The organism is Desulforhopalus singaporensis (assembly GCF_900104445.1).
Classification (GTDB): Bacteria; Desulfobacterota; Desulfobulbia; order Desulfobulbales; family Desulfocapsaceae; genus Desulforhopalus_A; species Desulforhopalus_A singaporensis.
Genome location: NZ_FNJI01000001.1, coordinates 109973 through 123876 on the forward strand (window position 1 = coordinate 109973; position 13904 = coordinate 123876).

Consider the following 13904-nt stretch of genomic DNA (forward strand, 5'->3'; position numbering starts at 1 on the left):
ACGCATGTATTGGCAAAAGGAACAAGAGTGTCTGGCCCGTCCCGATCTTGAGAAACTTCAGCTTGAAAGGCTTGTCAAAACCCTGAAACGGGTCGGAACCAATGTGCCGTTTTACCGGAATAAATTCCAGGAGCAAAACCTCGATCCGGAAAAAATCACCTCGTTAGAGGATATACGCAAATTTCCCTTCACCATGAAGCAGGATCTTCGGGATAATTATCCCTACGGGCTGTTTGCGGTACCGTTGCGCGATGTGGTGAGGGTTCATTCCTCTTCCGGCACCACCGGGATGGCAACAGTTGTCGGCTACAGCAAGAAAGATATCGTCACCTGGTCCAATCTTGTGGCCAGAATTCTCTGCGGCGCCGGGGTTACCGCCGACGATGTCATACAGATCGCTTTTGGTTACGGTCTTTTTACCGGCGGATTCGGTCTGCATTACGGAGCCGAGCGGTTGGGGGCGTCTGTCATCCCGATATCCGCCGGTAACACCAAGCGACAGATTCAGATCATGCAGGATTTCAAGACCACTGCCCTGGTCTGTACCCCGTCCTATGCGCTGAAAATGGCCGACGTGATGATGGACATGGGGATCAACCCCAACGGCCTGTCGCTGCGCTATGGACTGTTCGGTGCCGAGCCGTGGTCCGAGGGGATGAGAAAGGAAATCAACGAACGGCTGGGTATCAAGGCCACCGACAATTATGGTCTCTCCGAGGTGCTGGGACCCGGCGTGGCCGGTGAGTGCCAGCAATGTAATGGGCTGCACGTCAATGAAGACCACTTCCTCGTTGAGATCCTCAACCCTGAAACCCTGGAGCCTGTCGCTCCGGGCGAGGTCGGCGAGCTCGTCATAACAACGCTCACCAAGGAGGCTTTCCCGGTGATTCGTTACCGCACCAGGGATCTTACCCGGCAGATCGCCGAACCGTGTCCCTGCGGACGCACCTTCATCAGGGTGTCGAGGATGATGGGCCGTTCCGACGACATGCTGATCATCAAGGGAGTAAACGTTTTCCCGACCCAGATCGAGTCGATACTGTTCGATATAGAGGGTACCGAACCTCACTATCGCCTGATCGTTGAAAGAGAAAACAACGAAGACAAGCTTACAGTCATGGTGGAGGTTGTCGAGTCGCTTTTCTTCGACGAGATGAGAAAGCAGCGGACCCTAGTTGAAAGCATCAAGAGACGGATGGCGTCGGAGCTCGGGATCGGGGTGCAGATAAAGCTTGTTGAAGAGAGGACCCTTGAGCGATTTGAAGGCAAGGGCGACCGGGTCATCGATAAACGGAAGTTGTAAAAAAGGGTCAGGAGTAATTGATGGATTTTTTACACGGAATTCTGGTGCTGACCCTGGTGCATACCCTGGCCGCAGCTGCACCCGGACCCGATTTTGTTTTCGTCACCCAGCGGACACTGTCAGGCGGCAGACGCGCCGGGTTGCTGACAAGTCTTGGGATCGCCCTCGGACTTTCGGTGCATATAACCTACTCAGCTTTCGGGTTGGCTGCCGTTATCGCCCATTCGGCTGAACTGCTGTGGTGGGTGAAAATCGGCGGCGGCTGTTACCTTATTTATCTCGGGATAAACGGGTTGAAATCAAAACCAAAGACGGGCTCGATCGCCTGCGGGGCGCCGGGATCCGGCGGATCAATGGTCAAGACCGTCGGGGCGGGGTTTCTGTGTAATGCGCTTAACCCGAAGGCTCCGATATACTTCGTATCTCTTTTTACCCTGGTGCTGTCTCCGGACATGCCGGTGTTTCATGTCGTGGTTTACGGGGTGTGGCTCATGATCATCCAACTGCTCTGGTTTTCTTTTGTGGTCGTGGTGCTGTCTATTCCGGCGGTCAATGAAAAGGTTCTGCGTACCGGGCACTGGATTGACAGGTTGTTGGGCGGAGCCATGATTGGTCTTGGCATGAAGCTGTTGTTTTCCCGTGCGGCTTCTTCGTAACCAGGCTTGTCGCAGCAGTTTGCAGTTTTTTCCAGGGCGCCCGGCCCATATTGGTAAAAGACCGGGCGTTTTGGGGGAGTTGGTGTAAAGCAGTTGAGGAAAATTTAAATGATACGTTTAATAGATCAGCCGATACTTATTGAGGTAGATGGCGATAGACCAAAAAGAATTGAAGAGTTTGTAGGGCGCGTGAACAGCGACACCTCCGAGTTGAGCATCGCCCGGATGAGATCTGTTTCCGGCTGGAGCAAGCCTGGCCAGACCCATGAGTTCAACGAGTATATCGTCGTTTTAAAAGGTATGCTTCAGGTTGAGACCAGGGCCGGAGTCCGAGAGGTACACCCGGACCAGGCCATAATCGTCACCAAGGGGGAGTGGGTGCGCTACTCCACCCCCGGAGAAGAAGGCGCCGAATATATCGTCGTCTGTCTGCCCGCTTTTACTGCCTCAAAAGTCAACCTCGACGAGTGAGTTCAGCCCTGTTTGTAAACCCTTGTAAAAGAGATTTTCCCTGATCCCCTGACGAGTGTGCCCGGGCAAATTTGCAGCTTCTGCAGTGTCCCGGTATATCCGTCAGGAGATCTCCCCCAGGTGTTTCTGTAGTCTTACAAACCAAACGCTAAGCGGTCAGGGTTACAGCAGGGTGAGGTCCGCCCGTTGCGGCGGGCAAGCGGCAGGAGCCGCTCAAAAGGTTTGCATAGGATCAGTTGCACCACGCTGAAAACAAGAGGGTGAGTTTTACCTAGACCCGGAAGGAGTGTGTCTTTTTTTATAAAGCTCAGCTTTGGGATACTGAAAAAAACTGGCAGTTGTTAATAAACAAGAGGAGTTGTTTGCTATGGTTTGGTTGTCCGGTTATGTAGTGATGTTGTTGTTGATGTCCGTTGCCGCCCTTATTGCTGTACCTGTTACGGTGCTTGGGGTTTCCCTGGTGGTGAAGGTGTTCAGCAGGAAGCCGTACCACAAAAAGGCGGTGAAGAAAAACGGTTTCAGAATCTGTATCATATAGAGGCGCGTAATCCTCCGGCCTGCCCCTTAAAACCGGGCAGGCCGGAAAACGGCGTGTTGTCGGCGGCCCGTTCTAGAACAGCAGCACCGGGCAGGCAACGTTGTGCAGTACGTGGTTGGCGACCGAGCCGAAGATCACGTCTCTGATTTTCCCTCCTCCCTGGTGACGGCCGATCACCAGCAGATCAAAAGCCTGGTCGTTGGCAATGGCCGCTATAGTATAGCGAGGTTCGCCGAATTTTAGAATGATATCAACACCAAATCCCTCTTTCTCCAGGTCAGTTTTCGCCCGCTCAAGAAATTTTTTGCCAGCCTTCGTCGCATTTTCCTTGACCATATCTACCTGAAGATCGGGTATCATCCGGTAGGCGAGCTGATCGGTGTCGATAACGTGAAGCAGCGTCAGGCTCGTTGCGAACCTGTCTTTGAGTTCGACGATGTTTTGCAGCGTTTTCCTAGCTGTGGGTGAATCGTCGATCGGTACCAGAATTTTAGGCATGTATCGGTCTCCATATATACTTGGTTTTCATTGCTGATCTTTTTTAATTATCAGCCGTATATTAAACGCGGCAGCAATAAGACGATGTCGGGGCAGAAGGTCAAAACAAACAGAAGAGCGATCTGCAGCACCAGAAAAGGAAGCACTGCTTTACTGACGTAGACAATATCTTTACTTACCGTTGCGCCGGAAATATACAAACTCACCCCTAGCGGCGGGGTGCAGTAGCCGATCCCGAGGTTTATGGTCATAAGGAGGCCAAAGTGCATGGTGTCGATACCGAACTTGGCCAGTAGCGGAAGAAAGATCGGGGTCAGGATCAGGGTGGCCGAGATTATGTCCATGAACATGCCGATAAAGAGCAGCAGTATATTCACCGCCAGCAGGAAAATCCACGGCGAGGAAATGTTGTTGACCACAACGGTGGCTATTTTGGCGGGGATCTGTTCAAAGGTAAGGTATTCGCCGAACACCGAGGCTCCGGCAACGATAATCAAAAGGGTTGCCGAAGTGATGGCTGAAGAGACCACCACCCGTTTCACATCCCCAAGTTTCATGTCGCCGTGGATGACAATCTCAACGAAAAATGCATAAAAACAGGCGACCACCGCCGCTTCGTTGGCGGTGAAGAGCCCGGAGTAGATCCCGCCGAAAATGAGCAGCGGCAGCATCAATGCCCATATCGATTCCTTGAGGACGGATACAATTTCGGAAAACGAAGGACGCGGCAGGGGGGGCATGCCCATCTTCTTACATGCAAAATAGGCGTAACAACTCATTGTTGCCATTATCAGCATTCCGGGGATGAACCCGGTAAGAAAAAGAGCCTCCAGTTGGTCGTTGCTCACCATCGCATAAAGAATCATTGAGATTGACGGCGGGATAATAACCCCCAGAATCGGCGCGGTGGTCATCAATCCGACTGAAAATTTCTCCTCGTAACTGTTGTTGATAAGCGCCGGAATCATAAACCCGCCGATAGCCACCACGGTGGCAACGGTTGAACCGGAGATAGCGCCGAAAAAACCGCAAGCGAGTACGCCGGCCATGGCCAGTCCCCCGGGAAGAAAACCTACCATGACATTGGCAGTCTTGATCAATTTTTCAACAATGGAGCCAGTGGTCATTATGTTACCGCAAAGGACAAAAAACATGACAACAACCAGGGCGAACTTGTCCATGCTGCGGTACAGCACTTCGATCACAATCTGCGGATCGATTCCGACGAGAAAAACAAGGCCGGCCGCGCCAGTGAAAAACAGCGCCATGAAGACCGGCACGGTTGAGGCCAGGCAGCCGAGCAGAAGGGCGAATATGAGCAGGTAGCTGTTGTCCATTCTCAGTCCCTCCCCCTGGTTGAGGCGGCGGACCAGTCGTCGCAGATGTTGATGGCCGTGCGGAGAAACATCATGGCACCGGTCAGGGGGAGGATTGCGTAAAAAAGATATTCAGGTATCTGCAGGGTCGCCGTCCGGGCATATTCGTCGCCATACATCATCGTTGTCATCGACCAGCCGAGATACACCATCACTGCGGAAAAGATCAGGATGGAGATGTTGGACAGCAGGGTGAGCGGTCTTTTCAGTGCCGGAAACATTTGCGGCAGCGCATCTATTCGTATCAATGAACGGTGCCGAATGGCGGCAACGCAACCCATATAGGTGGAAAAGAAAATGACTTTGCGTACGACTTCGTCGGACCAGTAGAGGCTGAGATCACTCGTTGCCTTACGCAGAATGACATTGGCCATTGCCGTGAAAAGGGCGATGCAGACGGTTAAAAAAAGAGACCACTCCTCTAAATGCTTGAAGAAGCGGTCAATGGTCGTGAAGGTTTTTTTGAACATGACTGTCGTGGATTAAAAATTTTGCACGTTTGGACCAACGTGGCGGTCAAATGGGTTGAACCCGGCATCCGGGCGTTGCTTTTTGTTGTTGTTCGGCGCCTGAAAAAAAAATCAATCAGTGGAATATACAGATAAAAACGTTACAGAACACTGTTTTTTCCGCACTTTGCCCAGATAGTCAAGAGCAAACTGGAGATTGCTTTGTTTTGACCAGGATGCAACCTGTATCGGAAGGGGGGGCAAAGCGTGGTCAGGCTGGGGCGGTTGAGGAGGTTTTCTCAGGACAAAAAAAACAGCAAGGAAAGGAAGCGGGTTAACGCTTCTTGTCCTTGCTGCGTATGGGTCAATAGCAAGAGGAGATGGGAGGCTACTGATCCAATTGGGTGCGAACCGTGCCCAGGTATTCCGGACCGATTTTCTGGCCCCATTTTGCCAGGACCGGTTCTGCGATTTCTTTGAGTTTGTCTATTTCGTCGTTGCTGAGGCGGGTGAACTCGACCCCGGCATCTTTAGCGCTTGCAATCTGTACTTCGTACTGCTGGCGCGTGAGCTGCCTGGTTTTGGCGCTCTCTTCCTTGATGACGTCAAGCAGGATCTTCTGGAGATCATCGGGCAGTTTGTCAAGCCAGCGTTTGTTGACCAGGTGAACGAACAGTCCCTGGGCATAGTTGAGTTCTGTAAATGATTTGGCGATGGTGAATTTCTTAGTGATATTGCAGACTATGGCGGTATGGTCGAGCCCGGTGATGACTCCGGTCTGCAGCGCCTGGGGTACATCCGGCCAGGGCATCACGGTAAACTTGAGCCCCCACGCTTTGTAGATATCGGTATTTACAGGAGCCTGGGCTATACGAAAATTGGTTTCCTTGGCGTCGGCTATGGTCCTGACAGGTGTGGTGGTGGCCCATCCATAAGGCCCATATCCGGTTATGTCGGCGACCAGCAGCCCCTGTTTCTGCGCTCCGTTTGCAAAAGGTTCCCAGAGAGCCGGCGTGTTGCGGAACTTGTCGAGCTTGTCGAAAGTGTCGACAACGTAAGGCAGGTTCACGATTCCGAGTATGTCTGAAATATTGGCGGCGGCAACCGACGAGCTCATCATTCCCTGGATGGCGCCAAGCTTGAGCTTGGAAATCACGTCCTTTTCCCCGCCTAGCTGACTGAGCGGACGAAAGTCCACATAGAGTCTTCCGTTTGACTTTTCCCAGACTTTATCGCGAATACGATACCCCACGCCTACTCCTTCGATGACCGGGTGGGAAACGTTGGAGAGAATATAGGTATATTCGGCACCGCTCGGATCAAAAGACGGCTTCCAGGCTTCCAGAGGGTTTTTCTTGTTGTCCGCGCAACTCCCTGTCATGGGTGCCAGAAAAGTAAAAAGTACCAGGATGAGCAGTAGCTTTTTCAAAATTTACCTCCTTCGAGGCTGTTGCAGCCTTTTTTATGGGTTCGCCCGATTGTCAGCAGGTCGTTGAATTGTTGTGTCAGTCCTGCTACTTCAATACCAAAAAAGCTTATCTGCGTAAACCTTTTTGTTTAATAAAATACGATTTTTGTTACATGATTGCGTAGTATGTAAAGCGTGAATTGTTGGATTGTGAATAATATTACGAAGAAAATAGTTTACGCCTAATTGTGATGTTTATACGCCGACGCGGTCGGCGAGCGCCGTTTCCGGGCAAATGACTCGAATCCTGTAAAAAACCTTGCATTTTCAAACCGTTCTTCGGTATTCTTCGGGCCCTGACTTATGAACTTGAAAAGGAGGAGTGATGAAGAGTTGCAAGGTGGTTTTGCTGGTTTTGGTTTTTTTGGTTTGTGTTTCTTGCGGTGGTGATATGGTCTGGGGCAAGGATGATCCGCTTGCGCGGTGGCAGCCCGATTTCGATCCGACCGGCGCAAAATATGTATACCTGCTCTCCTGTGTCGGTCATCCGGCTATTGAGGGAGTGGCGGCCGGCTACCGGATTCGCGACAGGCTGTGGCGGGAGACCAACGGGCAGCTGTACGTCGATTTCCGTCCGCTCAGTCAACTCGGTGGGGAAAAGGACGTGATCAACAAGCTTAAATTCGGTGCCGTCCAGGGAATGATGAGCTCGTCTGTCGCAGCCGCCAATATTGCGCCGAAACTGGGGATCGTCAACCTGCCGTATGTTGTGGATACCTTTGAAAAGCTCAATGATTTCAGAAATAACGAGAAACTCTGGGGACCGTTTCGGGATGCGGCGCTGGCCCAGAATATCCAGGTACTTGATTTTACCGGTTACGGCAGTTACGGCTGGGCGACAACAACCCCGGTAGCCACGGTTGAGGAGGGACGCCGGGTAAATTTCCGGATCGCCCAGGCTCCGGTAAATATCGATTCCTACAAAGCGTGGGGCCTCAAGTTTTCTGTTCTTCCCTGGCCGGATGTACCCCAGGCGCTGCAGACCGGTGTTATCGACGGACTTGACCATACGCCGATCGTCTGCAACATTTCAAAAAAGTTTACCGTGGCCAGGTACTATACCGAGTTGAACTACGCCCAGGGACTTTACGTTCACTTGGTAAACAGAAAGTGGCTGAACAGCCTTCCCGAAGAGCTTCGAAAAATATTTCTTGCCGTGGTGAAAGAGGAGAGCCATGATGCCCGCGAAATGACGAAAAAACAGCAGCTTGCCCAGGTCGAGGCAGCCAGGGCCGACGGGGTGACTTTTCTAAAGCTTAATCATGAATCGGATGCTTTTATGAGGGAAAAAAGCGAACAGGTCTATCGCATCTGGGAAAAAAAGGTAGGACCGTCCTATCTTGAGCTGGTGAGAAAAGAGCTTAAAAGGTAGTACCATCGCTGCGGCGGAAGATGGCGAACACCTTGATATCTCAGGCCCGGCACTTATGGTGCGTCGGGCCTGAGTCTGTTTAAGTGTTCGACCTGCAGGACAGACGCCTTGTAATAACATGAACCGATGAGGTGGTTTCTTATTCATGTTAGCCGTAACGTCCAGTTTGTGCTATAGAGCTGGAAAAAACTTCATGGGAGCGACAAGCGGATAAGTTATGCGAAACGACAACAGAACAAATGAAGAAATGCGGCGGGCTGTTATAGAGCGGGGCATTCAACCCCAGGCCGACGGATCTGTCCTGATCAGGATGGGAAACACCCATGTGATCTGCGGCGTGTCGGTGGAAGAGAACGTCCCGCCGTTTTTAAGGGAGACCGGCTCAGGGTGGATAACCGCTGAATATGGAATGTTGCCCTGTGCCACCGGGAGCAGGTATCGGCGCGAAACAAAGGGGCAGTCGGGACGAACCATGGAGATCCAGCGTTTGATCGGCAGAAGCCTGCGCGCTATGGTCGACCTGCACAGTTTCGGGGAGAGGACCTTGCGGGTGGACTGTGACGTTTTGAACGCCGACGGCGGAACGAGAACCGCATCCATAACCGGCGCAGCGATCGCGGTGGCCGATGCGTTTAGAAAACTTGCAGGTGACGGTCGTCTTGAAAAGATGCCCGAGATAACTCCGGTGGCCGCAATATCCTCCGGAATCGTAAACGGCGAGATCATGCTTGATCTTGATTATTCCGAGGATTCACACGCTGAAACCGATGCCAATTTTGTCATGTCGGCAAACGGTAACTGGATAGAAATACAGTCCACCGCCGAAGCCGAACCCTTCGATGACAGTTCGTTTCTTGCCATGATGTCGTTTGCCCGCAAAGGGTGCCGGGAGCTTTTCAAGCTCTGGTGAGCAACAGCTGTCATGGTCTATTAATCTCCCGTAACCACTTGTCATTTAATGAATACCAAGCCGATCAAGGGAACAAGAGAGTGGGCGGTTGCTGAAATCAACTGCAGCCTGGGATGCCCCAACGACTGCAGGTATTGTTACGCCAGGGCGGCGGCGCTTCGCAGCGGTAAAATCGCTGGTCCCGGAGAATGGAAAGAATGCGTGGTGCTTGCGCAGGATCCTGCTCTTGCGGCAAGACGATATGGCGGACAGATCATGTTTCCCTCGGTGCACGATATTGTTGAGGAAAATATAGACGCTTCGGTAAAGCTTCTGAAATCGCTGTTAGGCGCCGGCAACCGTGTCCTCATCGTGTCGAAGCCACGTCTTGCTTGTATCAAGAGCCTGTGCGCCGAGTTGGTGGAGTTTCGGGATAATATCCAGTTTCGCTTCACCATCACCGCAAGAGATGATGCAATTCTTCGGTTCTGGGAACCCGGTGCCCCGTCTTACAGGGAGCGTGTGGCAAGTCTTGAGTACGCTTTTGCCCATGGATTTACCACCTCGGTGAGCGTTGAGCCGATGCTCGATTTTCCTGATGTGGTCGCTATGGTTTACCAATTGCTTCCATATGTATCAGCAACCGTCTGGCTGGGAAAGATGAATAAAATCGACGAGCGGATCAGAACCGATTCCGCCCGGACAGAAGAGGAGATAGCGCGGATCAAGAAGGGGCAGGCGGACAAGAATATCTGCGCCCTGTACCACCAACTGAAGGAACTTGCTCAGATCAGATGGAAAGAGTCGATAAAAAGTGTCGTCGGGCTTCCGCTGGTACAGGAACCGGGACTGGATATCTAAAACCAAAATAGCCGCGCCGCCTTACAACTGATAAAAAACTGTAAAAAGACCTATGTTTCGTGCATTTTACAAAACCAAGGAGTGGTGTGTCTGGGCATACGGGGGAGGATTGTTTTTACTTCTGGCCCTGGTTGTCCAGGTGGAGCTGACGGTAAAAATCAATGAGTGGTACGGCATGTTTTACGATATGCTGCAGAAAGCCACCGATCATGAAGTCTCCGAATTGTGGGTCGAGATGCTGATTTTCTGCAAAATTGCCTTCCCCTACGTGCTTATCGCCACGGTGACTGGGTATTTTACCAGGGTTTATGCTTTCAAGTGGCGGGAGGCGATGACCTTTTCCTATGTTGCCAAATGGCAGCTGGTGGAAGGGGATGTCGAGGGGGCGAGTCAGCGTATCCAGGAAGATATATACCGTTTTGCCCGTATCGTCGAAAGCCTTGGGTTGCAGGTCATTCGCGCTATGCTGACGCTCATTGCTTTTTTGCCGATTCTCTGGGGGCTCAGCAGGGGCGTGGATATAGAGTTGATAAAAGCTGTCCCCGGCAGCCTCGTGTGGGTGGCCCTTATCGTTTCGCTGGGCGGGCTGCTGATCTCCTGGTTTGTCGGGATTAAGCTGCCGGGACTTGAATACAACAACCAGAAAGTGGAGGCGGCATTTCGCAAGGAACTGGTCTATGCAGAAGATGATAAAGTGAATTATGCCAAGACAGAGACTCTCGTCGAGCTCTTCACCGGTCTGAAGTTCAACTACAACAGGTTGTTCCTCCACTACGGATATTTTGATATCTGGATCAATTTTTTTGAACAGTTCATGCTGATTGTTCCTTACCTGATCATGGGGCCGGGATTGTTTACCGGCATAATCACTCTAGGGGTGCTGGTGCAGGTGTCCAACGCCTTTGCCAAAGTCAGGGAGTCGTTTTCGATTTTTATAGCCAACTGGACCACCATTACCGAACTGCGGTCGATCCATAAGCGCTTGAAGGAATTTGAAACCAACATCAACTATTGAAAAGGCGAGCAGCTGTCATGACCCCGCTACCGGGTGACTGCGCCGTTTATTCGCTGTGGCGTTGGCGTTCATTCATCGAGATGAGCCGACGAACCGGAGCCAGTGGTGAAGTCCCCATGACCTGCCTTGATCATCCCGATGTCTGTTGAATAGCCGGGGCGATTTTTCTATTGCCGGTTGGGAGTCAGTCGAGAACTTCGAACCCGATACCAGTAATAGCTGCTTTGATGTCGTCCTGGGATGCGCCGTCGTTTTCAAACGTCGCCTTGCCATTATCGAGATCGACGGACACTTGGCTGATGCCTTCAATTCCCTGCAGGGCTTTTGTAACCGAGCCTACACAATGTTGGCAGCTCATTCCCTTGATCTTGATACTTTCCATTTTACCTTCTTCTTATGAGATTAATGGGTTGCGGCGTGAACTTGACCCGGGTCAGCCCGACGCCGGTTTAACGTAGTGTCAAACAACGTTTTTACCTGCAGGTCTTGCAGGTTACACTCAAGACTCAATAATAATCATTGGTCCGGTTCGCTCAAGATATTATTGTTCGCTTTTGCGCAGCCCTGCAAGTGAGACTCTCTTCCGAAGGAGGTGTGCGATAAAGGTGCCGACCTGTCCGCTACCTAGCTGGGCTCCGGTATCAAGGGGTTTGAGCTTGCGCTTCTGTAGGGGAAATTTCAAAAAATATTTTTTAAAGTTATGTTTTTGCCAGAACCACGCTTTGTTACATTGCAACAATAATAATGATGTTCTGGCCGTTTCCCTGTAAATGTAATATCTTGTTAATTTGATGTTTTTTTTATGATGTTTGGTTGGTTCAGGGAGATGTTGGTGTATTGTGCAGCGCAACAATTTATTCTTGACATAGTGTTGTTCGTTGCTATAAATATGACTCAGAATCAGGGTCGTACCGTGGCCTTGGTAAAAAACGGGAAGGACACATTTCATTTTTAGGCTGCGGTTGCCGTTAAAGGAAAAAAACAGACAAGGAGGTTACAATGGAGACTGCAAAACTTGCCAAGCAAACCCTCGCATTTCAAAAGACCATGTTCGATAACAGCTATAACGCCATGCTCATGGTCCAGGATCAGTCTGAGAAAGTTCTCAACAGCTATCTTGATCAACTGCCGTGGGTAACTGAAGAGAGTAAAAGTTCACTCAAATCATCAATCGATATGGCAAAACAGGCCCGTGATGATTTCAAAAAAGCGGTCGAGGATGGTTTTGCCAAGTTTGAAGAGCTGATCGAGGAGAAGTAATTCCATCCTTCTCAATGTGTTGGGGGCTCCGTGGAGTTTGTGTGCGGGGCTTCTGCACTTACCTGCCCTCCTATATGAATATGAACGATAATCATATATCGCTTGCTCGGATAAATAAAATTCTGCTCTCCCAGATCGTCGCCGCCAAGTATCTCACCGAGGGGTTGGCAAGCTACGGCGATGACTTTCTCCTGCCGCTGTTAAATGCAATCAGGATTTTCAACAAGGTTGAAGTCGAGCGAGTTCTCACCAGGACGCCGCAGCAGAATTTTACCGCGTATTACGATCTGTTGAACTTTAATGTCGCGTTGTTCACCCGTTATGCCCAGGGATGTGTTAACGTGCTGGAAAACTACAATAAAAAAGAGAGCGCCAGGTTCCATGACGCTTTGCTTGCTACCTTGAATGGTAATACAGATAAAACCCTTGATGAGTATTTTCTGAAAAATGAGGAGGTACTGCATCGGGTTGTTGTCGAGTATCCCCAGGCGATATTGGATATCGAAAATGAGTACGGTTTTCATTTTGAAAGGGATCCGGAAAGTCTGATTGCGGAAACGGACAGGTATTATCTCTACCAGACCAAACCAAACAGGGACCATGTAGAAGTCGATAACAGCCTGAAGCCGGTGCTCATTATTCCCCCGTTCGTGCTTGGTGGAAATATTCTTGGATTTCTTCCGGGTGAACACAAAAGTTATGCCCACGCCTTTGCCAACAGATCGATTCCGACCTATATCCGGCTGATGAAGGATATTCACGAAACTCCGGCAGTGCAGACTATGACTCTTGAGGATAACGCGCGAGATACCCGTTATTTCTGTGAAAAGATAAAGCAACGTCACGGTTTGCCGGTTACCTTGAATGGTTACTGCCAGGGTGGTTATTCATCCTTGTGCAATATCCTTTCCGGAGAACTGGATGGCCTGGTGGATGCTTTCATCACCTGTGTGGCGCCAATGGACGGAACTCGGAGCAAGGGGCTTGGTACGTTTTTAAAAAGCCTGCCCAAGGAGTTTAACGACCTGGCTTACGGTACTAAAGTCCTTGACAACGGTAACAGGATTGCCGACGGTGAACTGATGGGGTGGATTTACAAACTGAAGAGTATTGAAACGTCGGGGCCGCTTATTGCTCTTTTAAACGACATGATGATGCTTGACGGCGGAAACAGTAAGCGGGGCGGTATCAAAAATAAAACAGTCGCGGCTATCAACTACTGGCTTGCCAACGAGCGATCCGACCTGCCAATGGCCGTAACCGAAATGAGTTATCTTTCCTACAATGTGCCGATAGATGATGACGGCACTCTTCCGGTACGGCTGTTTGGCAAGAGTCTCAACTTAAAGGCATTAAAAGAAAAAAATATTACCTGGCTCCTCTGTTATGGGGAAGATGATGACCTTGTCGAAAAAGAGGTCGCCCTGGCTCCTTGTGACTATATCGATATCGAGGTAACCCCTTTTCCAAAAGGGCATGTCGCCATTGCCACGTCCTGGTCCGACCCCAATTCAAGCTGTGCGCTTGACAGTGTCTTTGGCAAAGAAAACTACAGGGGGCCTGTCAGGTTTCAGCTTGACCTTTCGAAAAATGGGCAAAAACAATGAAGGTGCAGGTTGGAAATGATATGGCAGCTGCAGTCGCATCAGCTCTCGTCATATACCATTACCGTTAACACCACCCCGGACAATCTGCTTTTGTGGAAAATGCAAAAGTTTTGAAAAATTTTCCTAGTGCTTTATTTGTGC

General features: G+C 50.6%; 15 protein-coding genes. 10 read left to right on the forward strand and 5 right to left on the reverse strand.

Annotation, left to right across the window (positions count from 1 at the left end; all coding sequences use genetic code 11):
• The first annotated feature begins 4 nt into the window (after positions 1-4).
• From BLQ17_RS00470 to BLQ17_RS22445, 4 genes are all read left to right on the forward strand, one after another.
• Complete coding sequence (locus BLQ17_RS00470; RefSeq protein WP_092218670.1) at positions 5-1303, forward strand: phenylacetate--CoA ligase family protein; 1299 nt, start codon at positions 5-7, stop codon at positions 1301-1303.
• Positions 1304-1323: 20 nt separating this feature from the next.
• On the forward strand, positions 1324-1959 hold the full coding sequence (locus tag BLQ17_RS00475) for a LysE family translocator (RefSeq protein ID WP_092218672.1): 636 nt from the start codon (positions 1324-1326) through the stop codon (positions 1957-1959).
• Between the two features lie 108 nt (positions 1960-2067).
• Entirely contained in the window at positions 2068-2430 is a 363-nt protein-coding gene (locus tag BLQ17_RS00480) for a cupin domain-containing protein (RefSeq protein ID WP_092218674.1), read from the forward strand.
• 367 nt (positions 2431-2797) lie between these two features.
• Positions 2798-2968 carry a hypothetical protein gene (locus tag BLQ17_RS22445; RefSeq protein ID WP_176761018.1) on the forward strand — a complete coding sequence of 57 codons (171 nt, stop codon included), beginning with the start codon at positions 2798-2800 and terminating at the stop codon, positions 2966-2968.
• Positions 2969-3040: 72 nt separating this feature from the next.
• On the opposite strand, the gene BLQ17_RS00485 is transcribed toward BLQ17_RS22445, so the two are convergent.
• The 4 genes from BLQ17_RS00485 to BLQ17_RS00500 form a co-directional block, all read right to left on the reverse strand.
• Positions 3041-3466, reverse strand: coding sequence for a universal stress protein (locus BLQ17_RS00485; protein WP_092218675.1), 426 nt, complete (start codon positions 3464-3466; stop codon positions 3041-3043).
• Positions 3467-3516: 50 nt separating this feature from the next.
• Positions 3517-4803 (reverse strand): TRAP transporter large permease, encoded by a 1287-nt coding sequence (locus BLQ17_RS00490; RefSeq protein ID WP_092218677.1) that lies wholly within the window; start codon positions 4801-4803, stop codon positions 3517-3519.
• A gap of 2 nt (positions 4804-4805) precedes the next feature.
• Entirely contained in the window at positions 4806-5312 is a 507-nt protein-coding gene (locus BLQ17_RS00495; RefSeq protein ID WP_092218679.1) for a TRAP transporter small permease, read from the reverse strand.
• A gap of 367 nt (positions 5313-5679) precedes the next feature.
• Entirely contained in the window at positions 5680-6720 is a 1041-nt protein-coding gene (locus BLQ17_RS00500; RefSeq protein ID WP_218121686.1) for a TRAP transporter substrate-binding protein, read from the reverse strand.
• A gap of 430 nt (positions 6721-7150) precedes the next feature.
• Here BLQ17_RS00500 and BLQ17_RS00505 point away from each other — a divergent pair, with 430 nt between their 5' ends.
• The 4 genes from BLQ17_RS00505 (at position 7151) to BLQ17_RS00520 (ending at position 10896) form a co-directional block, all read left to right on the forward strand.
• The gene (locus BLQ17_RS00505; protein ID WP_218121687.1) at positions 7151-8131 is read left to right on the forward strand and encodes a TRAP transporter substrate-binding protein; all 981 of its coding nucleotides are present in this window, start codon (positions 7151-7153) and stop codon (positions 8129-8131) included.
• Between the two features lie 217 nt (positions 8132-8348).
• Entirely contained in the window at positions 8349-9041 is a 693-nt protein-coding gene (gene rph / locus BLQ17_RS00510; RefSeq protein ID WP_092218683.1) for a ribonuclease PH, read from the forward strand.
• Positions 9042-9089: 48 nt separating this feature from the next.
• Complete coding sequence (locus BLQ17_RS00515; RefSeq protein WP_092218685.1) at positions 9090-9881, forward strand: radical SAM protein; 792 nt, start codon at positions 9090-9092, stop codon at positions 9879-9881.
• Between the two features lie 52 nt (positions 9882-9933).
• The gene (locus BLQ17_RS00520; protein ID WP_092218687.1) at positions 9934-10896 is read left to right on the forward strand and encodes a putative transporter; all 963 of its coding nucleotides are present in this window, start codon (positions 9934-9936) and stop codon (positions 10894-10896) included.
• A gap of 184 nt (positions 10897-11080) precedes the next feature.
• Here BLQ17_RS00520 and BLQ17_RS00525 read toward each other — a convergent pair whose 3' ends face one another.
• Entirely contained in the window at positions 11081-11278 is a 198-nt protein-coding gene (locus BLQ17_RS00525; RefSeq protein WP_092218689.1) for a heavy-metal-associated domain-containing protein, read from the reverse strand.
• A gap of 617 nt (positions 11279-11895) precedes the next feature.
• On the opposite strand from BLQ17_RS00525, the gene BLQ17_RS00535 reads away from it, so the two are divergent.
• Both BLQ17_RS00535 and BLQ17_RS00540 read left to right on the forward strand, forming a co-directional pair.
• Positions 11896-12156 (forward strand): hypothetical protein, encoded by a 261-nt coding sequence (locus tag BLQ17_RS00535; RefSeq protein WP_092218693.1) that lies wholly within the window; start codon positions 11896-11898, stop codon positions 12154-12156.
• Positions 12157-12230: 74 nt separating this feature from the next.
• A complete protein-coding gene (locus tag BLQ17_RS00540; RefSeq protein WP_143005402.1) occupies positions 12231-13763 on the forward strand; it encodes a metal transporter in 1533 nt (510 codons plus the stop codon).
• Positions 13764-13904: the final 141 nt, after the last annotated feature.

Excerpts from the sequence above, each read along its gene's own strand:
- BLQ17_RS00475 (WP_092218672.1), top strand. The coding sequence starts at position 1,324 with ATGGATTTTTTACACGGAATTCTGGTGCTGACCCTGGTGCATACCCTG.
- BLQ17_RS00485 (WP_092218675.1), bottom strand. The coding sequence starts at position 3,466 with ATGCCTAAAATTCTGGTACCGATCGACGATTCACCCACAGCTAGGAAA.
- rph (WP_092218683.1), top strand. The coding sequence starts at position 8,349 with ATGCGAAACGACAACAGAACAAATGAAGAAATGCGGCGGGCTGTTATA.
- BLQ17_RS00525 (WP_092218689.1), bottom strand. The coding sequence starts at position 11,278 with ATGGAAAGTATCAAGATCAAGGGAATGAGCTGCCAACATTGTGTAGGC.
- BLQ17_RS00490 (WP_092218677.1), bottom strand. The coding sequence starts at position 4,803 with ATGGACAACAGCTACCTGCTCATATTCGCCCTTCTGCTCGGCTGCCTG.
- BLQ17_RS00535 (WP_092218693.1), top strand. The coding sequence starts at position 11,896 with ATGGAGACTGCAAAACTTGCCAAGCAAACCCTCGCATTTCAAAAGACC.
- BLQ17_RS00505 (WP_218121687.1), top strand. The coding sequence starts at position 7,151 with ATGGTCTGGGGCAAGGATGATCCGCTTGCGCGGTGGCAGCCCGATTTC.
- BLQ17_RS00540 (WP_143005402.1), top strand. The coding sequence starts at position 12,231 with ATGAATATGAACGATAATCATATATCGCTTGCTCGGATAAATAAAATT.
- BLQ17_RS00470 (WP_092218670.1), top strand. The coding sequence starts at position 5 with ATGTATTGGCAAAAGGAACAAGAGTGTCTGGCCCGTCCCGATCTTGAG.
- BLQ17_RS00515 (WP_092218685.1), top strand. The coding sequence starts at position 9,090 with ATGAATACCAAGCCGATCAAGGGAACAAGAGAGTGGGCGGTTGCTGAA.
- BLQ17_RS00520 (WP_092218687.1), top strand. The coding sequence starts at position 9,934 with ATGTTTCGTGCATTTTACAAAACCAAGGAGTGGTGTGTCTGGGCATAC.
- BLQ17_RS00495 (WP_092218679.1), bottom strand. The coding sequence starts at position 5,312 with ATGTTCAAAAAAACCTTCACGACCATTGACCGCTTCTTCAAGCATTTA.
- BLQ17_RS00480 (WP_092218674.1), top strand. The coding sequence starts at position 2,068 with ATGATACGTTTAATAGATCAGCCGATACTTATTGAGGTAGATGGCGAT.
- BLQ17_RS22445 (WP_176761018.1), top strand. The coding sequence starts at position 2,798 with ATGGTTTGGTTGTCCGGTTATGTAGTGATGTTGTTGTTGATGTCCGTT.